Source organism: Ochrobactrum sp. A-1 (genome assembly GCF_022488005.1).
Classification (GTDB): domain Bacteria; phylum Pseudomonadota; class Alphaproteobacteria; order Rhizobiales; family Rhizobiaceae; genus Brucella.
In genome coordinates this window covers 26,770-45,329 of record NZ_JAKVQC010000003.1, presented here as the reverse complement: position 1 = coordinate 45,329, position 18,560 = coordinate 26,770, and the positions used below count along the sequence as shown (strand labels likewise).

Genomic DNA, 18,560 nt, shown 5'->3' with positions numbered 1-18,560 from the left:
CTTAATATTGGTCTTCGTAGCGCTTTGCGAGATCTTCGATATTTTCCGGCGGCCAGGACGGGATTTCCATACCGAGATGGAGACCCATCGATGCCAGAACTTCCTTGATCTCGTTGAGCGACTTGCGGCCGAAATTCGGAGTCCGCAGCATCTCGGCTTCCGTCTTCTGGATCAGATCGCCGATGTAGACGATGTTGTCGTTCTTCAGGCAGTTTGCCGAACGGACGGACAGTTCGAGTTCGTCCACCTTCTTGAGCAGAGCCGGGTTGAAAGCCAGTTCCGCAACCTGTTCCTGCGGAGCTTCCTTCTGAGGCTCTTCGAAGTTGACGAAGATCGCCAGCTGGTCCTGGAGAATACGAGCAGCATATGCCACTGCGTCTTCACCGCTGACCGAGCCGTTTGTCTCGATGTTCAGCGTCAGCTTGTCATAATCGAGAACCTGACCTTCACGGGTGTTCTCGATCTTGTACGACACCTTGCGAACCGGAGAGTAGAGGCTGTCAACCGGGATAAGCCCGATAGGAGCATCTTCTGCGCGGTTGCGGTCGGCAGGCACATAGCCCTTGCCGGTGTTGACGGTGAATTCCATGCGGATTTCAGCGCCTTCGTCCAGCGTGCAGATGACGTGATCCGGGTTGAGGATCTCGACATCGCCGACAGTCTGAATGTCGCCAGCCGTAACGACTCCTGGGCCTTCCTTGCGGACGACCATGCGCTTCGGGCCCTCGCCTTCCATACGGATGGCGATTTCCTTGACGTTCAGAACGATATCCGTAACGTCTTCGCGGACGCCCGGGATCGAAGAGAATTCATGCAGAACGCCATCAATCTGAATGGCGGTCACGGCAGCGCCGCGAAGCGACGACAGAAGCACGCGACGCAGAGCATTACCGAGCGTAAGACCGAAGCCGCGTTCCAGCGGTTCAGCAACGACGGTTGCATGCGTGCGGGAGCCGTTGGTGATAAATTCCACCTTGTTCGGCTTGATGAGTTCCTGCCAGTTCTTCTGGATCATGTAAGTATCCCTCTATCAATCGTCGCTACCATCCTATCGTAGCGATCAAGTGTAGAAACCGCAGAGGAGCCCCGAACTTGGAAAGCCCGAGGCTCGTACGGCATGTGAACGAGGATTAGACCCGGCGCTTCTTGCGCGGACGGCAACCGTTGTGCGGGATCGGCGTAACATCGCGGATCGACGTGATCACAAAGCCCGCAGCCTGGAGGGCGCGCAGCGCGGATTCACGGCCAGAGCCCGGTCCGCAAACCTCGACTTCGAGGGAGCGCATGCCGTGTTCCTGAGCCTTCTTGGCGCAATCTTCGGCAGCGATCTGAGCGGCAAACGGGGTCGACTTACGCGAACCCTTGAAACCCTGAGCACCGGCAGACGACCAGGCAATCGCATTGCCCTGAGCATCCGTGATGGTGATCATCGTGTTGTTGAACGTCGAATTTACGTGGGCAACGCCCGACGAGATGTTTTTACGCTCGCGACGGCGAACGCGCGTGGCTTCCTTGGCCATGACAGTCCTTTCAATCGATCTCTACACCGCCGTAATTCCAGCGGCTACACCGGTCCTCAAGAAAGGACCAGCATCAAACCCAACCGGCGCACCGGAAAGGCCCGACGGAACATATGTCCCGTCGAAATTACTTCTTCTTGCCTGCGATTGCCTTCGCCGGACCCTTACGGGTGCGTGCGTTGGTGTGCGTGCGCTGACCGCGAACCGGCAGCGAACGACGATGACGCAGACCGCGGTAGCAGCCCAGGTCCATCAGGCGCTTGATGTTCATCGAAACTTCACGACGCAGGTCACCTTCGACCTGGTAGTCAGCATCGATTGCTTCGCGGATCTGAAGGACTTCAGCATCCGACAGCTGGTTAACGCGACGATCGTCAGCAATGCCGACCTTCGTTACGATTTCCCGAGCAAATTTCGGTCCGATCCCGTGGATGTACTGAAGCGCAATAACAACGCGCTTGTTCGTCGGGATGTTGACGCCAGCGATACGTGCCACGTCTGTTCTCCTTGAGTTATAAAAAATTGCATCTGGCAGATGCGATCAACCAGACAGCATTAAACGACCGGTACCGGCCTCTTTCGATTTCCGCCGATACCCGCCATTCAAAACCAGTTGAAGTGGCGCAGTCTTTGACGGAATCGCCCGAAAAAGTCAACTATTAAACGTTCGTAAAGCCGTGAAACCCGGCCCACAGACGAATCAATCAACTTCTGGAAGCAATAAACGGGCAGAAAATGCTTCACGCTTTCCCTGCCCGTAATGGAATGAGGCTTCTTCAAGCCTCTTCTATTTTCATGCCGGAACCAGAATCCTCTCGATTTCGGCAGTAACTTCTTCAACCGGCGCCATGCCATTGATGACGCGCAGTTCACCGGTTCCGGCGTAATAGCTCGAAAGCGGCGCAGTCTTTTCGCGGTATTCAACGAGACGCTTGCGGAAAGCTTCCGGATTGTCGTCCGAGCGGACCTGACCACCCTTGGCAATCGTTTCGGCCACGCGGCTCTCCATCCGCTTGACCAGAGCATTCTCATCAACCTTCAGCTCAATGACTGCATCAAGCTTGAGGCCCTTCCCCGCCAGCATGGTCCCTAGAGCCTGAGCCTGTGGAACCGTGCGTGGATAGCCGTCAAGAATAAAACCGTTCGCGCAGTCAGGAGCATCAATACGCTCAGATACGATCTGGTTTACAATCTCGTCAGAAACCAGTTGCCCGGCGTCCATCACGGCCTTGGCGCGCTTCCCGATCTCACTCTGCTGGGCGACTGCTGCACGCAGCATGTCGCCGGTCGAGAGCTGAGGAATTCCATGCTTCTTGGTAAGAAGTCCAGCCTGCGTCCCCTTACCTGCTCCGGGCGGCCCAAGAAGTATCAGTCTCATTTATTGCGTTTCCCACCTCTGAGTTTGGACTTCTTGATCAGCCCTTCATACTGATGGGCGATCAGATGCCCCTGAATTTGCGCAACCGTATCGAGCGTAACGCTCACGACGATCAGCAGCGAAGTACCACCGAGATAGAACGGCACACCGGTTGCGGAAATCAAGAATTCCGGCAGGAGACAAACAAGCACGATATAGATGGCGCCGACAACAGTGATGCGTGTCAGCACATAGTCTATGTATTCGGCAGTACGCTCGCCCGGACGGATACCCGGGATAAAGCCGGAATGCTTCTTGAGCTGGTCAGCGGTGTCCTTGGGATTGAACACAATGGCCGTATAGAAGAAGCAGAAGAATGCCATCAATGCAGCGTAGAACAGCATGTAAAGCGGCTGTCCATGACCAAGCGCATTGAGAATGGTCGTAGCCCATGCAGGCATTTCCGTCGTGTTGGCGAAGCCCGCAACGGTCGCAGGCAGAAGCAACAACGACGAGGCGAAAATCGGAGGTATAACGCCTGCAGTGTTAAGCTTCAGCGGCAGATGCGACGTGTCGCCCTGGAACATGCGGTTACCGACTTGACGCTTCGGATACTGGATTAGAAGGCGACGCTGCGCGCGTTCAACGAAAACAATGACCGCAATCAGCACGATGGCAAGAATGATGACGCCCAAAATGAGGCCCGTCGACAGCGCACCGGTACGACCAAGTTCCAGCGTACCGGAAATAGCATGCGGCAGGTTGGCCACGATACCGGAGAAGATGATCAGCGAAATACCGTTACCGATGCCGCGCGCGGTGATCTGTTCGCCAAGCCACATCAGGAACATCGTACCACCAACAAGGGTGATCACCGACGAAACGACGAAGAACGGTCCCGGATTGGTGACAATACCGTTACCGGACTGCAAACCGACCGAAATCGCGTAGGCCTGAACAAGCGCCAGAAGCACCGTGCCGTAACGCGTATACTGATTGATGATCTTGCGACCCGCCTCGCCTTCCTTCTTCAGCGCTTCAAGCGACGGCACAACGGACGTCATGAGCTGCACGATAATGGAGGCAGAGATATAAGGCATGATGCCGAGCGCGAAAATGGCCATACGACCAACGGCACCACCGGCGAACATGTTGAAAAGTCCGAGCACACCCTGGCTATGCTGCTGGAAAGCCTGCGCAAGCGCGTCAGGATTGATGCCGGGAAGCGGAATATAGGTGCCGAACCGGTATACGAGCAAAGCACCCAGCGTGAACCAGATGCGCTTCTTGAGTTCTTCTGCCTTCGAGAAAGCCGAAAAATTGAGATTGGAAACTAGCTGTTCAGCAGCCGATGCCATTAAATTTCTCCGGTGAAAAGTCTCCGGTCCTCCGCCCCCGTCAGCGCAATCTATAGCGGTCGCGCCTCGAGACTAAAAAGACCCTACCCAGATATGCGCATTGGCATAAATGTGCAAGCGGCGGCACTAAGGCCGCCGCTTTTTATTTTTGTATCGAAGCCTTATTCGGCAGCGGCTTCAGGAAGCTTGATGCTACCACCGGCCTTTTCGATCTTTTCGACCGCAGCCTTGGAAGCACCGGCTACCTCGAAAGCAATCTTTGCCTTCAGTTCGCCGTCCGAAAGGATGCGAACGCCGTCCTTGGCACGACGAATCACGCCGGCAGCCTTCAGCGAATCGAGGTTCACAACAGCCTTGGCGTCGAGCTTGCCTGCATCGATAGCGGCCTGAATACGGCCAAGCGACACAACGTTGAAGCTCTTTGCGAAGATGTTGGTGAAGCCGCGCTTCGGCAGACGGCGGTAGATTGGCATCTGCCCGCCTTCAAAGCCATTGATCGCGACGCCCGAACGGGACTTCTGACCCTTGACACCACGACCACCGGTCTTGCCGGTGCCCGAACCGATACCACGGCCAACGCGCTTGCGCGCCTTGACAGAACCTGGCTTGTCACGCAGATCGTTGAGTTTCATATCTCTATCTCCCTGCGCTATCACGCCTCGTCCACAACTCGAACGAGATGTGGAAGCTTGGCGATCATGCCACGAACTGCCGGAGTATCTTCCAGCGTGCTGCGGCGGTGCATTTTATTAAGACCCAGACCGATCAGCGTTGCGCGCTGCTCGGCTGGACGACGGATTGGGCTTCCGATCTGCTCGACCGTAACCGTCTTGCCCTTCTTCTCAGCCATCACTCAAATCCCTTGTCTATGGCGTATCCGGTGGCCTGAGCGGCCCCGGACGAACACAAACTATCGGCTATTCTTCCGAACCGACCACATCATGGCGGCGAGCCTGAAGGGTCGAGTACTTGATGCCGCGCTGTGCAGCGATGTCCTTCGGATGCATCTGATGCTTCAGAGCATCGAACGTCGCACGAACCATGTTGTAAGGGTTCGACGAACCGAGCGACTTGGCGACAACGTCCTGAACGCCGAGCGTTTCAAACACTGCACGCATCGGACCACCGGCGATGATACCCTTACCAGCAGGAGCTGCGCGAAGCAGAACCTTGCCAGCGCCGTGACGGCCTTCAACATCGTGATGCAGCGTACGACCCGAACGCAGCGGTACGAAGATCATGTCGCGCTTGGCAGCTTCCGTAGCCTTACGGATAGCTTCCGGCACTTCACGTGCCTTGCCATGACCGAAGCCTACGCGGCCCTTCTGGTCGCCAACAACGACGAGCGCAGCAAAACCGAAGCGACGGCCGCCCTTGACGACCTTGGCAACACGGTTGATGTGAACGAGCTTATCGACGAATTCGCTGTCGCGCTCCTCACGGCCGCGATCTTCGCGGTTACGTTCTCTCTGTGCCATATCCTGATTTCCTTTTTCTTTTCCGGAAGCACAAAATGCTATTAGAAGCTCAGTCCGCCTTCGCGGGCAGCTTCGGCGAGAGCCTTCACGCGGCCGTGGTAAATGAATGCACCACGGTCGAACACTACTTCGCTGACGCCTGCTTTAACGGCACGCTCGGCAACCAGCTTGCCAACTGCAGCTGCTGCTGCGGAGTCGGCGCCGGTCTTGAGCTTGCCCTTCAGGTCGCCATCCAGGGTCGAAGCAGCTGCGATGGTAACACCGCGAACGTCGTCGATAACCTGAACGTAGATGTTCTTGGAAGAGCGGTGCACGCTGAGACGCGGACGGCCGTTTGCGACAGCCTTGACCTGACGGCGTACACGAGCAGCGCGACGCTGCAAAGTTTCTTTTGGCGATGCCATGACGCGCTTCCCTTACTTCTTCTTGCCTTCTTTGCGGACGATCTTCTCGCCAGCATACTTGACGCCCTTGCCCTTGTAAGGCTCGGGGCCGCGATATTCGCGGATCTCAGCCGCGACCTGACCGACCTGCTGCTTGTCGATACCGGTGACGACGATTTCCGTCGGCTTCGGAACAGCAACAGTGATGCCGGCAGGCACGTCGTAGACCACTTCGTGGCTGAAGCCGAGCGAAAGCTGCAGGTTCTTGCCCTGCATGGCAGCGCGGTAACCGACGCCGCTGATTTCGAGCTTCTTTTCGAAGCCGTCCTTCACGCCAACAAAAATGTTGGAGATCATCGTGCGGGACATGCCCCACTTCGAACGAGCTTCCTTCGACTGGTCGCGAGGATCGACGCTTACGGCGCCGTCTTCCATCTTGACCAGAACTTCATCGTGCACGACGAAGGAGAGTTCACCCTTCGCGCCCTTGGCCTTGACGATCTGCCCATCAACACTGGCGGTCACGCCTGCCGGGACCGGCACGGGTTTTTTACCGATACGAGACATTTTAATACCTGTCTTTTATCTGTTCGCTGTCAACCGCATCAGAAGATGCGGCAGAGCAGCTCACCACCAACGTTTTGTTCACGGGCTTCATGATCCGCCATAACGCCTTTCGGCGTAGAGAGGATCGAGATGCCGAGGCCGTTTGCGACCTGCGGGATCGACTTGACCGACACGTAAACGCGACGGCCAGGCTTCGATACGCGGCTGATCTCACGGATAACCGGAACACCTTCATAGTACTTCAGTTCGATTTCGATCTCGGCCTTGCCGTTCACGAACTCGCTCTGCGAGTAACCGCGGATGTAACCTTCAGACTGAAGAACATCGAGAACGCGGGCGCGCAGCTTGGAAGCCGGGGTCGTAACCTTGGTCTTCTTGCGGCCTACTGCGTTGCGGATACGGGTCAGCATATCGCCGAGAGGATCTGACACAGACATATGCTACTCCTTACCAGCTCGACTTGACGATGCCCGGGATCTGACCGAGCGAACCCAACTGACGGAGCGCAATACGCGACATCTTCAGTTTACGGTAATAACCACGCGGACGGCCCGAAACTTCGCAACGATTGCGAATACGAACCTTCGACGAATTGCGCGGCAGTTCGGCAAGCCGGATAGTGGCGCGGAAGCGCTCCTCCAGCGGAAGGCCCTGATCCATTACGATCGCCTTCAGACGTGCACGCTTGCCAGCGTGACGCTTAACCAACTTTTCGCGGCGCTTGTTTTTTTCGACTGCGCTAGTCTTGGCCATATTAATATACCTCGCTACGCTTGCCGTTACTGCCGGAAGGGGAAGTTGAATGCACGCAGAAGAGCGCGCGCTTCATCATCCGTCTTGGCGGTCGTGCAAACGATGATGTCCATGCCCCAGATCTGATCAACCTTGTCGTAGTTGATTTCCGGAAACACGATGTGCTCCTTGATGCCCATGGCATAGTTGCCACGTCCGTCAAAGCTCTTCGGGTTCAGGCCGCGGAAGTCGCGAACGCGAGGAAGAGCGATCGTGATAAAACGATCAAGGAATTCGTACATGCGATCCTGGCGAAGGGTAACCTTCGTGCCGATCGGCATGCCTTCACGCAACTTGAACGTTGCGATCGAGTTACGGGCGCGGGTGATAACAGCCTTTTGACCGGCAATCAAGCCAAGGTCTTCAGCGGCTATCGCCGGCTTCTTGGAGTCGCCAGTGGCTTCGCCAACGCCCATGTTGAGGACAACCTTGGTGATGCGCGGAATCTGCATCTCGTTGTCGTATTTGAATTCTTCAAGCAGAGCCTTACGAATGTTCTCGTTGTAAAGCTTCTTGAAGCGGGGAAGTGCCTTAGCTTCAGCCATCGATCAGCGCTCCAGAACGTTTTGCGACACGAACCTTCTTGCCGTCCTCGACGCGGAAACCGACGCGGGTCGGCTTACCGTCCTTCGGATCAGCAATTGCCAGGTTGGACAGGTGAATCGGCGCTTCCTTGGAGATAATGCCGGCTTCCTGGGTCTGGGTCTGACGCTGATGACGCTTCACAATGTTGATACCGCGAACGAGCGCCTGCTCGTCCTTTGGCATAACCTTGAGAACTTCGCCTTTACGGCCCTTGTCCTTACCGGACAGCACGACAACGCTGTCGCCTTTGCGAATCTTCTGCATCGTCTTGCTTCCTTACAGAACTTCCGGGGCCAGCGAGATGATCTTCATGTGGTTCTTTGCGCGGAGTTCGCGCGGAACCGGTCCGAAGATACGCGTGCCGATCGGCTCTTTCTTGTTATCGATGAGAACGGCTGCATTGTTATCGAAACGAATAACGCTGCCGTCCGGACGACGGATGTCCTTGGCGGTGCGTACAACAACCGCCTTCATCACGTCACCCTTTTTGACGCGGCCGCGCGGAATAGCTTCCTTGATCGACACCACAATGATGTCACCAACGGAAGCGTAACGCCGCTTCGAGCCGCCCAGCACCTTGATGCACATGACACGACGTGCGCCGGAGTTATCCGCCACGTCAAGGTTTGTTTGCATCTGAATCATGACTGGCCGCCTTCTTTCCTCTCAGCTGGTTAAGGGCTCCTGCCCTACCTAAGCTGCGTGTTTATAATTTAGCCTGCTGCTTCGTTCGTCAGAACGACCCAGCGTTTGTCCTTCGAGATTGGAGCCGATTCCTGGATGGAAACGAGATCACCAACCTTGAACTGGTTGTTTTCGTCATGCGCCTTGTACTTCTTAGACTGACGCACGGTCTTCTGGAGGAGCGGATGCGAATAGCGGCGCTCAACCTTGACCACAACAGTCTTGTCATTCTTGTCGCTGACGACAACGCCCTGCAGAACGCGTTTAGGCATTATATTTTTCCTTATGCCTTGCTTGCGGCCGCCTTCTGGCGGGCAATAGTCTTAATACGCGCGATGTCGCGGCGAACCTGCTTCACGCGCGCGGTTTTTTCGAGCTGGCCGGTTGCCTTCTGAAAGCGCAGATTGAACTGCTCTTTCTTCAGGGTGCCCAGCTCGTCATTCAGTTGATCGAGGCTCTTCGCCCGAACGTCTGCGGCTTTCATAGTTGCCTCTCCTTATTCAGCAATGCGCTGGATAAAGCGCGTCTTGATCGGCAACTTTGCTGCGCCGAGTCTGAGGGCTTCGCGTGCCACATCTTCGGGTACGCCGTCAAGCTCAAACATCACGCGACCTGGTGCCACACGGCATGCCCAGTAGTCAACCGAACCCTTACCTTTACCCATACGGACTTCAGTAGGTTTCGAAGTTACCGGCAGGTCAGGGAAGATGCGGATCCACACGCGACCGGCACGCTTCATGTGACGGGTGATCGCGCGGCGGGCCGCTTCGATCTGACGTGCAGTGACGCGTTCCGGCTCAACGGCCTTCAAACCGAATGCACCGAAATTCAGATCCGTGCCGCCTTTCGAGTTGCCGTGAATACGGCCCTTGAACTGCTTGCGGAACTTGGTGCGCTTAGGCTGCATCATTGTTCTCTACTCCAAATTTCTCGCCCGCGGCCCGCTTTTTAAGCGTTTTCGCGGCGGCGGTTCGACGAGGAACCCTGATTGTCACCCTCGACCGCACGACGCTCGGAAGCCATCGGATCGTGTTCAAGGATTTCGCCCTTGAAGACCCAGACCTTCACGCCGCAGATACCATAAGCGGTCTTCGCTTCTGCCGTGCCGTAGTCGATATCGGCGCGCAGCGTGTGAAGCGGAACGCGACCTTCACGGTACCATTCCATGCGAGCGATTTCCGCGCCACCCAGACGTCCCGAGCAGTTGATACGGATACCTTCGGCTCCAAGACGCATTGCCGACTGAACGGCACGCTTCATGGCGCGACGGAATGCCACACGGCGTTCGAGCTGCTGAGCGATCGACTGAGCGATCAGCGTAGCGTCGATTTCCGGCTTGCGAACTTCAACGATGTTGAGCGACGTATCGGCGTTGGTCATCTCGGAAAGCTTCTTGCGGAGCTTTTCGATGTCTGCACCCTTCTTGCCGATGATGATGCCCGGACGAGCCGAGTGGATCGTCACGCGGCACTTCTTGTGCGGACGCTCAATCACGATCTTGGAGATCGCAGCCTGCTTGAGTTCTTCGGTGAGGAACTCTCGGATCTTGACATCTTCATGCAGCAGCTTGCCGTACTCACCGGTATTCGCGTACCAACGCGAATCCCAGGTGCGGTTGATGCCGAGACGAAGACCGATCGGATTAATCTTCTGACCCATTATGCGGCCTCCCCTTTTTCCGCGACTTCGCGGACAACAATGGTGAGATGCGAAAACGGCTTCTCGATGCGGCTTGCACGGCCACGACCACGGACGTGGAAGCGCTTCATGACGATCGACTTGCCAACATAAGCTTCGGCGACGATCAGAGAATCGACGTCGAGATCATGGTTGTTTTCAGCGTTCGCAATTGCGGACTGGAGCGTCTTCTTAACCGTATCGGCGATCCGCTTGCGCGAGAACGTCAGATCGGCAAGAGCCGCATTCACCTTCTTGCCGCGAATCATGCTCGCAACAAGGTTCAGCTTCTGCGGGCTGACGCGCAGCGTACGGGCAACGGCCTGAGCCTCGTTGTCCTTGAGCTGACGGGGAGCTTTAGCCTTGCCCATCGTTACTTCCTCTTCGACTTCTTGTCCGCACCGTGACCGTAGTAGGTACGGGTCGGTGCAAATTCACCGAACTTGTGTCCGACCATTTCTTCCGAAACCGACACCGGCACATGCTTGTTGCCGTTGTAGACGCCGAAAGTCAGACCGACAAACTGCGGCAGGATGGTGGAGCGGCGGCTCCACATCTTGATAACTTCATTACGACCGCCTTCGCGTACCTTCTCAGCCTTCTTGAGAAGATAGCCGTCGACAAACGGACCTTTCCAAACTGAACGAGCCACTTCAGACTACCTCTCTTACTTCTTGCGCTGATGGCGCGAACGCATGATGAACTTGTCGGTCGCCTTGTTCGAGCGCGTCTTCTTGCCCTTCGTAGGCTTGCCCCACGGAGTAACAGGGTGACGACCACCCGAGGTACGACCTTCACCACCACCATGCGGGTGATCGACCGGGTTCATTGCAACGCCGCGAACGTGCGGGCGCTTGCCACGCCATACCGAACGACCGGCCTTGCCGTCGTTGATATTGCCGTGATCCGGGTTGGACACTGCGCCGACCGAAGCGAAACAGGCACCTGGAACCAGACGCTGTTCACCAGAGTTGAGGCGCAGAATAGCCATACCCTGATCGCGACCGACCAGCTGAGCATAGGTGCCAGCCGAACGAGCGATCTGACCGCCCTTGCCCGGCTTCAGCTCGACGTTGTGAACGATCGTGCCGACCGGCATCGAAGCGAGCGGCATTGCGTTGCCCGGCTTCACGTCGACGGAGTTGCCTGCAACAACCTTGTCGCCAACAGCAAGACGCTGCGGAGCCAGGATGTAGGCCAGTTCACCGTCTTCGTAACGGATCAGCGCAATGAACGCGGTACGGTTCGGATCGTATTCCAGGCGTTCGACAGTGCCAACAACGTCAAGCTTGCGACGCTTGAAATCAATGAAACGGTACGTACGCTTGTGACCACCGCCCTGAAAGCGAACAGTGATACGACCGGTGTTGTTGCGGCCACCCTTCTTGGACAGACCTTCGGTCAGGGACTTGACCGGCTTGCCCTTGTAGAGTTCCGAACGGTCCACGATGACCAGCTGACGCTGGCCTGGCGTGATCGGATTAAAATGCTTGAGTGCCATTGTCTCTTACTCCATGGCCTCTCAGAGACCGGTCGAAACGTCGATGCTCTGGCCTTCAGCCAAAGTAACGATCGCTTTCTTGACGTCGCTCTGGCGCCCGATAAGGCCGCGGAACCGCTTAACCTTACCCTTGCGCACTGCAGTGTTGACTGCGGTAACCTTGACGCCGAACAGCGCTTCGACTGCAGCCTTGATTTCCGGCTTCGTTGCCTTGCGGGCTACGTTGAAGACAACCTGGTTGTGTTCGGAAACCATGGTGGACTTCTCGGTGATAACCGGGCTGACGATCACGTCGTAATGGCGAAGATCAGTCATTTGAAACGCTCCTCAAGGGCTTCGACAGCTGCCTTGGAAAGAACGAGCTTGCCGCGGCGAAGAATGTCGTAAACATTGATCCCCTGCACCGGCAGAACGTCGATGTTCGGGATGTTCGAAGCCGCGCGCTGGAAGTTCACGTCGATCTCTGCACCGCCGATGAGGAGTGCATTTTCAAGACCGAGCTTGGCGAACTGCGAAACAAGCTGCTTCGTCTTGGCTTCCGTTGCAGCCAGATCATCGATGATGATCAGGTCTGATGCCTTTGCCTTTGCAGACAGGGCATGACGCAGGCCAAGAGCGCGAACCTTCTTCGGCAGATCGTGATCGTGCGAACGGACAACCGGTCCGTGAGCCTGACCACCGCCGCGGAACTGCGGAGCGCGAGCTGAATGGTGACGAGCGCGGCCCGTACCCTTCTGCTTGTACATCTTGGCACCGGTGCGGCTTACGTCGCCACGGCCCTGAGCCTTATGGGAGCCCTGCTGGCGGCGAGCCAGCTGCCAGCGCACAACGCGCTGAAGAATGTCGTCACGCGGGTCGAGGCCGAAGATTTCTTCGTTCAGCTTGACCTTGCCGGCATCCTTGCCTTCAAGAGTGGTAATCGTGAGATCCATTATTCGGCTCCCTCAGTCGCGACAGCTTCAGCCTTCGCGGCACCTGCACGCAGAGCGGCCGGCTTCGGCGCGTTCTCAGGCAGTGAGACCTTTACCGCGTCGCGCACGATGATCCAGGCACCCTTGGAGCCCGGAACCGCGCCACGAACCAGAATGAGGCCGCGATCGCTGTCCGTCGAGACAACTTCAATATTCTGCGTGGTTACGCGGGTCTGGCCCATGTGACCAGCCATCTTCTTGCCCTTGAACACCTTACCCGGGTCCTGACGCTGACCGGTCGAGCCGTGAGCGCGGTGGGTAATGGAGTTACCATGGGAAGCGCGATGACCGGCAAAGTTATGACGCTTCATAACACCAGCAAAGCCCTTACCAATCGAAGTACCCGTCACGTCGACCTTCTGGCCGGCGACGAAGTGTTCGGCGGTGATTTCAGCGCCGACTTCGAGGAGGTTGTCCGGCGAAACGCGGAATTCCGCGACCTTCGCCTTCGGCTCGACCTCGGCCTTCGCGAAATGACCGCGCATAGCCTTGGACGTGTTCTTTACCTTGGCAAGTCCAACGCCAAGCTGAACAGCCGTGTAACCGTTCTTTTCAACTGTACGCTGAGCTACCACGTGGCAATTCTCCATGCGGAGAACCGTCACCGGCACATGCTCGCCGGCGTCGTTATAGACGCGGGTCATGCCCAGCTTCTGTGCAATAACACCTGAACGCATCGGGTTCGTTCCTTCCGTCCTCAAGCCGATTAAAGCTTGATCTCGACATCGACACCGGCGGACAGATCGAGCTTCATCAGCGCGTCCACCGTCTGCGGGGTCGGGTCAACGATATCGAGAAGACGCTTGTGCGTGCGCATCTCGAACTGCTCGCGGCTCTTCTTGTCGATGTGCGGCGACCGGTTAACTGTGAACTTTTCGATCCGCGTAGGAAGCGGGATCGGTCCGCGCACATTTGCACCGGTACGCTTGGCAGTCGACACGATCTCCCGCGTCGAAGCGTCAAGGATCCGATGATCAAACGCCTTGAGGCGAATGCGGATGTTTTGACCGTTCATTTCATCTGTTCCTTGTTACGCGGAAACGCTCGCTCCAGAGCGAGCGTTCCTGCACAAACCTTCATTACTCGATGATCGAGGAGACGATGCCTGCACCGACGGTGCGGCCGCCTTCACGGATAGCGAAGCGGAGCTTCTCTTCCATCGCGATCGGCACGATCAGGGTGACGTCCATGGCGATGTTGTCGCCAGGCATGACCATTTCCGTACCAGCCGGCAGCGTGACAACACCGGTCACGTCCGTCGTGCGGAAGTAGAACTGCGGACGGTAGTTCGTGAAGAACGGTGTATGACGGCCACCTTCGTCCTTGGTCAGAATGTAAGCTTCTGCCTTGAACTTGGTGTGCGGCTTCACAGAACCCGGCTTGCAGAGAACCTGGCCGCGTTCAACGTCTTCACGGCCAACGCCGCGGATCAGAGCGCCGATATTGTCGCCAGCCTGGCCCTGGTCGAGCAGCTTGCGGAACATTTCAACGCCGGTAACCGTCGTCTTCGTCGTCGCCTTGATGCCGACGATTTCAACTTCTTCACCAACCTTGACGATACCGCGCTCAACGCGACCCGTCACAACCGTACCACGGCCCGAGATCGAGAACACGTCTTCGATCGGCATCAGGAACGGCTGGTCGATCGGACGTTCCGGGGTCGGAATGTAGTCGTCAACAGCGGCCATCAGAGCGCGAACAGCGTCTTCGCCCAGTTCCTTCGACGAATCTTCCAGAGCAGCAAGAGCCGAGCCCTTGACGATCGGGGTTTCATCGCCTGGGAAGTCGTACTTCGACAGAAGTTCGCGCACTTCCAGTTCAACCAGTTCGAGCAGTTCTGCGTCGTCAACCTGGTCGCACTTGTTCAGGAACACAACGATTGCCGGAACGCCAACCTGACGGGCGAGCAGGATGTGCTCACGGGTCTGCGGCATCGGGCCGTCAGCGGCCGAAACAACCAGGATCGCGCCGTCCATCTGCGCAGCACCGGTGATCATGTTCTTCACATAGTCAGCGTGACCAGGGCAGTCGACGTGCGCATAGTGACGGTTTGCGGTTTCGTACTCGACGTGCGACGTCGAAATCGTGATACCACGCGCCTTTTCCTCAGGCGCTGCGTCGATCTGGTCATAGGCCTTGAAGTCACCGAAGTACTTCGTGATCGCAGCCGTCAGAGACGTCTTGCCATGGTCAACGTGACCAATCGTGCCGATGTTAACGTGGGGCTTCGTACGTTCAAACTTACTCTTTGCCATTTGAGCTCTCCGTAAATTTAGCCTGCTCAGGCATTCTTTTAATTGGGAGCGTGACCCTTAGGTCACGCAAACTTCTTCTGGATTTCCTGTGCGACCGCCGTCGGAACCGGCTCATAATGGTCGAACTGCATCGTGTACTGTGCACGGCCCTGGGACATCGAACGCAGGCTGTTCACGTAGCCAAACATATTGGCGAGCGGAACGTTTGCATTGACGACCGTGGCGATGCCGCGGGCTTCGGTGCCGGAAATCTGACCGCGACGCGAGTTCAGATCGCCGATAACGTCACCAACGTAATCTTCCGGCGTAACAACCTCGACCTTCATGATCGGCTCGAGGAGCTGTGCGCCAGCCTTCTGCGCACCTTCACGGAACGCTGCACGGGACGCGATTTCGAAGGCGAGAACAGACGAGTCAACGTCATGGTATGCGCCGTCGATCAGGGTGGCCTTCACGCCGAGCATCGGGAAGCCAGCCAGCGGGCCTGCACCCATGACGCTTTCGATACCCTTCTGGACACCCGGAATGTATTCCTTCGGAACCGAGCCGCCGACAATCTTCGATTCGAAGATGAAATCATCGCCGTCATGCGGTTCGAAGATGATCTTCACGCGAGCGAACTGACCCGAACCACCCGACTGCTTCTTGTGGGTGTAATCGATTTCAGCCTGACGGGTGATCGATTCACGGTAAGCAACCTGCGGCGCACCGACGTTGGCTTCAACCTTGAATTCGCGCTTCATGCGATCGACGAGAATGTCGAGGTGAAGTTCGCCCATGCCGGCGATGATGGTCTGACCGGATTCTTCGTCCGACTTGACGCGGAAGGAAGGATCTTCGGCAGCCAGACGATTGAGCGCGATGCCCATCTTTTCCTGGTCGGCCTTGGTCTTCGGCTCGATAGCGATCTCGATAACCGGATCCGGGAATTCCATGCGCTCGAGGATAACCGGCTTCAGCGGATCGCAGAGCGTATCGCCAGTGGTGGTTTCCTTGAGGCCAGCCAGAGCAACGATGTCGCCTGCAAAAGCTTCTTCGATGTCTTCACGGCTGTTGGAGTGCATCTGCAGCATACGGCCGATACGCTCACGCTTGCCCTTAACGGTGTTTTCGAGCGAAATGCCCTTGGTCAGCTTACCCGAGTAAATACGAGCGAAGGTCAGCGAACCAACGAACGGATCGTTCATGATCTTGAATGCAAGCATCGAGAGCGGCGCTTCATCCGAAGATTCACGGGTGGTTTCGGTTTCCGTCTTGACGTCGATGCCCTTGATCGCAGGAACATCGGTCGGAGCCGGAAGGAATTCCACAACAGCGTCGAGAAGCGGCTGAATGCCACGGTTCTTGAACGCAGTACCGCAAAGAACCGGATGGAACTTGACGTCGATGGTACCCTTACGGATCAGAGCACGCAGCTCTGCATTCGTAGGCATGGTACCTTCGAGGTAAGCTTCCATGGCAGCTTCGTCGATTTCCACGGCCAGCTCAATGAGCTTTTCGCGGTACTCTTCAGCCTGATCCTTGAGGTGCTCAGGAACTTCACCAACGGTCGCAGCTGCGCCGATCGTGCCATCCCAGGTCAGAGCCTTCATTTCGATCAGGTCGATGACGCCTTCGAACTCGTTTTCAGCGCCGATCGGCAGCTGAACCGGAAGTGCTACTGCGCCAAGACGCGAACCAACCATTTCTACGCAACGGTAGAAATCGGCGCCGATCTTGTCCATCTTGTTGACGAACACCATACGCGGGACGTGGTACTTTTCAGCCTGACGCCACACGGTTTCCGTCTGAGGCTCAACGCCAGCATTGGCGTCAAGCAGTGCAATTGCGCCGTCGAGAACGCGGAGCGAACGCTCAACTTCAATCGTGAAGTCAACGTGGCCCGGCGTGTCGATGATGTTGAAACGACGCTTCTTGCCATCCTGACCCTGCCAGAACGTGGTCGTGGCAGCGGACGTGATGGTGATACCGCGTTCCTGCTCCTGCTCCATCCAGTCCATGGTCGACGCACCATCGTGGGTTTCGCCGATCTTATGGTTCTTACCGGTGTAGAACAGGATACGCTCGGTCATCGTCGTCTTACCGGCGTCGATGTGAGCCATGATACCGAAATTGCGGTAGTCTTCGATTTTATATTCGCGGGCCATGATAGTCGCTCTTTGAATAGGTTTCGACGATTACCAGCGGTAATGCGAGAAGGCGCGGTTGGCTTCAGCCATGCGGTGCGTGTCTTCACGCTTCTTCACAGCAGAACCACGGTTGTTAGCAGCGTCAAGCAGCTCACCGGAAAGACGATCGATCATCGTCGTCTCGTTACGGCCACGAGCAGCATTGATGAGCCAACGGATGGCAAGTGCCTGGCGGCGTTCTGGACGCACATCTACCGGAACCTGATAGGTTGCACCACCAACACGGCGCGAACGGACTTCGATGTGCGGAGCTACGTTGTCAAGCGCCTGATGGAACAGGGCGACCGGCTCGGACTTTGCCTTGGCTTCGATTGAATCAAGCGCACCGTAAACGATGCTTTCAGCAACCGACTTCTTGCCATGAAGCATGACTGCATTCATGAACTTCGTGATAACGAGATCGCCGAACTTCGGATCCGGATTGATCTCACGCTTCTCAGCCTTATGGCGTCTGGACATTTCGTCTCTTCTTTCAATTACATCGGGCTCAGCTCGCCTTCTGGCGGCCGGTATCCCCGGAAAATCTTATTTCGGACGCTTTGCACCGTACTTCGAACGGCGCTGCTTGCGGTTCTTGACACCCTGGGTATCGAGAACGCCGCGGATGATGTGGTAACGCACACCCGGCAAGTCCTTTACACGACCGCCACGGATCATCACGACGGAGTGCTCCTGCAGGTTATGCCCTTCACCAGGGATATAACCGATAACTTCGAAGCCGTTCGTCAGACGAACCTTGGCAACCTTACGGAGAGCCGAGTTCGGCTTCTTTGGGGTCGTCGTGTAAACGCGGGTGCAAACGCCGCGCTTCTGAGGGTTTGCCTGCAGTGCAGGAACCTTATTACGCTTTACCGGCGCGATGCGCGGCTTGCGGATAAGCTGGTTTACGGTTGGCATACAACCTTCCTCTATAAAAAATCTCGTATCCACGCCCATACGGGCCGTTTCACCGCCATGCTGATGCACAAATTCGGGACAAGTCACGACAACCGGTGACCACCCCGAACAAAAGCAGAGGAAGCTGACGCTTCATGCGAACGGCAAGTTGCATTTCGATCGTAAAACGAACCCTGTTTGAGATGAACTTCAGGGCGCGTCGCCCCGAAAAAGCTTGTCTCACATCGGCTCAGATGGGGTGCTGATACGTCTTTAGCGGCGTTTCGTCAAGGGCAGCGGCTCAAGTTTCTTCAACTGAAGACCCAAAACCGGCGTTTTGGTTCCGGCCGGACAGGTTATTGCGCCG

Annotated in this window: 30 protein-coding genes; all 30 read right to left on the bottom strand. The window is 56.6% G+C overall.

What is annotated here, in order from left to right:
* Window position 1 precedes the first annotated feature (1 nt).
* On the bottom strand, window positions 2-1,015 hold the full coding sequence (locus tag MKS82_RS01765; protein WP_061346158.1) for a DNA-directed RNA polymerase subunit alpha: 1,014 nt from the start codon (window positions 1,013-1,015) through the stop codon (window positions 2-4).
* A 115-nt stretch (window positions 1,016-1,130) separates the two neighbouring features.
* Entirely contained in the window at window positions 1,131-1,520 is a 390-nt protein-coding gene (gene rpsK / locus MKS82_RS01760; protein ID WP_002964339.1) for a 30S ribosomal protein S11, read from the bottom strand.
* Between the two features lie 127 nt (window positions 1,521-1,647).
* Complete coding sequence (gene rpsM / locus MKS82_RS01755) at window positions 1,648-2,016, bottom strand: 30S ribosomal protein S13 (RefSeq protein ID WP_006467002.1); 369 nt, start codon at window positions 2,014-2,016, stop codon at window positions 1,648-1,650.
* 297 nt (window positions 2,017-2,313) lie between these two features.
* Window positions 2,314-2,898 (bottom strand): adenylate kinase, encoded by a 585-nt coding sequence (locus tag MKS82_RS01750; protein ID WP_109987725.1) that lies wholly within the window; start codon window positions 2,896-2,898, stop codon window positions 2,314-2,316.
* On the bottom strand, window positions 2,895-4,235 hold the full coding sequence (secY, locus tag MKS82_RS01745; RefSeq protein ID WP_104756405.1) for a preprotein translocase subunit SecY: 1,341 nt from the start codon (window positions 4,233-4,235) through the stop codon (window positions 2,895-2,897). Before secY ends, MKS82_RS01750 begins: the two co-directional genes overlap by 4 nt.
* 161 nt (window positions 4,236-4,396) lie before the next feature.
* Window positions 4,397-4,867, bottom strand: a complete 471-nt coding sequence (gene rplO / locus MKS82_RS01740; RefSeq protein ID WP_109987724.1) for a 50S ribosomal protein L15 — start codon at window positions 4,865-4,867, stop codon at window positions 4,397-4,399.
* A gap of 20 nt (window positions 4,868-4,887) precedes the next feature.
* Complete coding sequence (gene rpmD / locus MKS82_RS01735) at window positions 4,888-5,085, bottom strand: 50S ribosomal protein L30 (RefSeq protein ID WP_002967737.1); 198 nt, start codon at window positions 5,083-5,085, stop codon at window positions 4,888-4,890.
* A 67-nt stretch (window positions 5,086-5,152) separates the two neighbouring features.
* Entirely contained in the window at window positions 5,153-5,713 is a 561-nt protein-coding gene (rpsE, locus tag MKS82_RS01730) for a 30S ribosomal protein S5 (protein WP_006467009.1), read from the bottom strand.
* Window positions 5,714-5,754: 41 nt separating this feature from the next.
* Entirely contained in the window at window positions 5,755-6,117 is a 363-nt protein-coding gene (gene rplR / locus MKS82_RS01725) for a 50S ribosomal protein L18 (protein ID WP_010659924.1), read from the bottom strand.
* A 12-nt stretch (window positions 6,118-6,129) separates the two neighbouring features.
* Window positions 6,130-6,663 carry a 50S ribosomal protein L6 gene (rplF, locus tag MKS82_RS01720; RefSeq protein ID WP_010659923.1) on the bottom strand — a complete coding sequence of 178 codons (534 nt, stop codon included), beginning with the start codon at window positions 6,661-6,663 and terminating at the stop codon, window positions 6,130-6,132.
* 38 nt (window positions 6,664-6,701) lie between these two features.
* A complete protein-coding gene (gene rpsH, locus MKS82_RS01715; protein WP_078340781.1) occupies window positions 6,702-7,100 on the bottom strand; it encodes a 30S ribosomal protein S8 in 399 nt (132 codons plus the stop codon).
* Between the two features lie 10 nt (window positions 7,101-7,110).
* Window positions 7,111-7,416, bottom strand: a complete 306-nt coding sequence (gene rpsN / locus MKS82_RS01710; protein WP_104756407.1) for a 30S ribosomal protein S14 — start codon at window positions 7,414-7,416, stop codon at window positions 7,111-7,113.
* A gap of 26 nt (window positions 7,417-7,442) precedes the next feature.
* Window positions 7,443-8,000 (bottom strand): 50S ribosomal protein L5, encoded by a 558-nt coding sequence (gene rplE, locus MKS82_RS01705; RefSeq protein WP_109987723.1) that lies wholly within the window; start codon window positions 7,998-8,000, stop codon window positions 7,443-7,445.
* Window positions 7,993-8,304, bottom strand: coding sequence for a 50S ribosomal protein L24 (rplX, locus tag MKS82_RS01700; protein ID WP_006467020.1), 312 nt, complete (start codon window positions 8,302-8,304; stop codon window positions 7,993-7,995). Before rplX ends, rplE begins: the two co-directional genes overlap by 8 nt.
* A gap of 12 nt (window positions 8,305-8,316) precedes the next feature.
* The gene (gene rplN, locus MKS82_RS01695; protein WP_004683923.1) at window positions 8,317-8,685 is read right to left on the bottom strand and encodes a 50S ribosomal protein L14; all 369 of its coding nucleotides are present in this window, start codon (window positions 8,683-8,685) and stop codon (window positions 8,317-8,319) included.
* A 68-nt stretch (window positions 8,686-8,753) separates the two neighbouring features.
* A complete protein-coding gene (rpsQ, locus tag MKS82_RS01690; RefSeq protein ID WP_010659919.1) occupies window positions 8,754-8,996 on the bottom strand; it encodes a 30S ribosomal protein S17 in 243 nt (80 codons plus the stop codon).
* Window positions 8,997-9,007: 11 nt separating this feature from the next.
* Window positions 9,008-9,208, bottom strand: coding sequence for a 50S ribosomal protein L29 (gene rpmC, locus MKS82_RS01685; protein ID WP_006467022.1), 201 nt, complete (start codon window positions 9,206-9,208; stop codon window positions 9,008-9,010).
* A gap of 12 nt (window positions 9,209-9,220) precedes the next feature.
* A complete protein-coding gene (rplP, locus tag MKS82_RS01680; RefSeq protein ID WP_006467023.1) occupies window positions 9,221-9,634 on the bottom strand; it encodes a 50S ribosomal protein L16 in 414 nt (137 codons plus the stop codon).
* A 38-nt stretch (window positions 9,635-9,672) separates the two neighbouring features.
* Entirely contained in the window at window positions 9,673-10,383 is a 711-nt protein-coding gene (rpsC, locus tag MKS82_RS01675) for a 30S ribosomal protein S3 (RefSeq protein ID WP_006467024.1), read from the bottom strand.
* On the bottom strand, window positions 10,383-10,772 hold the full coding sequence (gene rplV, locus MKS82_RS01670; protein WP_010659918.1) for a 50S ribosomal protein L22: 390 nt from the start codon (window positions 10,770-10,772) through the stop codon (window positions 10,383-10,385). Before rplV ends, rpsC begins: the two co-directional genes overlap by 1 nt.
* A 2-nt stretch (window positions 10,773-10,774) precedes the next feature.
* Entirely contained in the window at window positions 10,775-11,053 is a 279-nt protein-coding gene (gene rpsS / locus MKS82_RS01665) for a 30S ribosomal protein S19 (RefSeq protein ID WP_006467026.1), read from the bottom strand.
* 15 nt (window positions 11,054-11,068) lie between these two features.
* The gene (gene rplB, locus MKS82_RS01660; protein ID WP_109987722.1) at window positions 11,069-11,902 is read right to left on the bottom strand and encodes a 50S ribosomal protein L2; all 834 of its coding nucleotides are present in this window, start codon (window positions 11,900-11,902) and stop codon (window positions 11,069-11,071) included.
* A 21-nt stretch (window positions 11,903-11,923) separates the two neighbouring features.
* The gene (locus tag MKS82_RS01655; protein ID WP_006467028.1) at window positions 11,924-12,217 is read right to left on the bottom strand and encodes a 50S ribosomal protein L23; all 294 of its coding nucleotides are present in this window, start codon (window positions 12,215-12,217) and stop codon (window positions 11,924-11,926) included.
* Window positions 12,214-12,834 carry a 50S ribosomal protein L4 gene (gene rplD, locus MKS82_RS01650; RefSeq protein ID WP_109987721.1) on the bottom strand — a complete coding sequence of 207 codons (621 nt, stop codon included), beginning with the start codon at window positions 12,832-12,834 and terminating at the stop codon, window positions 12,214-12,216. The genes MKS82_RS01655 and rplD overlap by 4 nt, the downstream gene beginning before the upstream one ends.
* On the bottom strand, window positions 12,834-13,550 hold the full coding sequence (gene rplC / locus MKS82_RS01645; protein WP_012091910.1) for a 50S ribosomal protein L3: 717 nt from the start codon (window positions 13,548-13,550) through the stop codon (window positions 12,834-12,836). Before rplC ends, rplD begins: the two co-directional genes overlap by 1 nt.
* Before the next feature lie 29 nt (window positions 13,551-13,579).
* The gene (gene rpsJ, locus MKS82_RS01640; protein WP_002964363.1) at window positions 13,580-13,888 is read right to left on the bottom strand and encodes a 30S ribosomal protein S10; all 309 of its coding nucleotides are present in this window, start codon (window positions 13,886-13,888) and stop codon (window positions 13,580-13,582) included.
* 64 nt (window positions 13,889-13,952) lie between these two features.
* On the bottom strand, window positions 13,953-15,128 hold the full coding sequence (tuf, locus tag MKS82_RS01635; protein ID WP_240578284.1) for an elongation factor Tu: 1,176 nt from the start codon (window positions 15,126-15,128) through the stop codon (window positions 13,953-13,955).
* Between the two features lie 62 nt (window positions 15,129-15,190).
* Window positions 15,191-17,275, bottom strand: a complete 2,085-nt coding sequence (fusA, locus tag MKS82_RS01630; protein WP_109989804.1) for an elongation factor G — start codon at window positions 17,273-17,275, stop codon at window positions 15,191-15,193.
* A 30-nt stretch (window positions 17,276-17,305) separates the two neighbouring features.
* The gene (gene rpsG, locus MKS82_RS01625; RefSeq protein WP_109369231.1) at window positions 17,306-17,776 is read right to left on the bottom strand and encodes a 30S ribosomal protein S7; all 471 of its coding nucleotides are present in this window, start codon (window positions 17,774-17,776) and stop codon (window positions 17,306-17,308) included.
* A gap of 66 nt (window positions 17,777-17,842) precedes the next feature.
* Entirely contained in the window at window positions 17,843-18,214 is a 372-nt protein-coding gene (gene rpsL / locus MKS82_RS01620; protein WP_006471111.1) for a 30S ribosomal protein S12, read from the bottom strand.
* Window positions 18,215-18,560 lie beyond the last annotated feature (346 nt).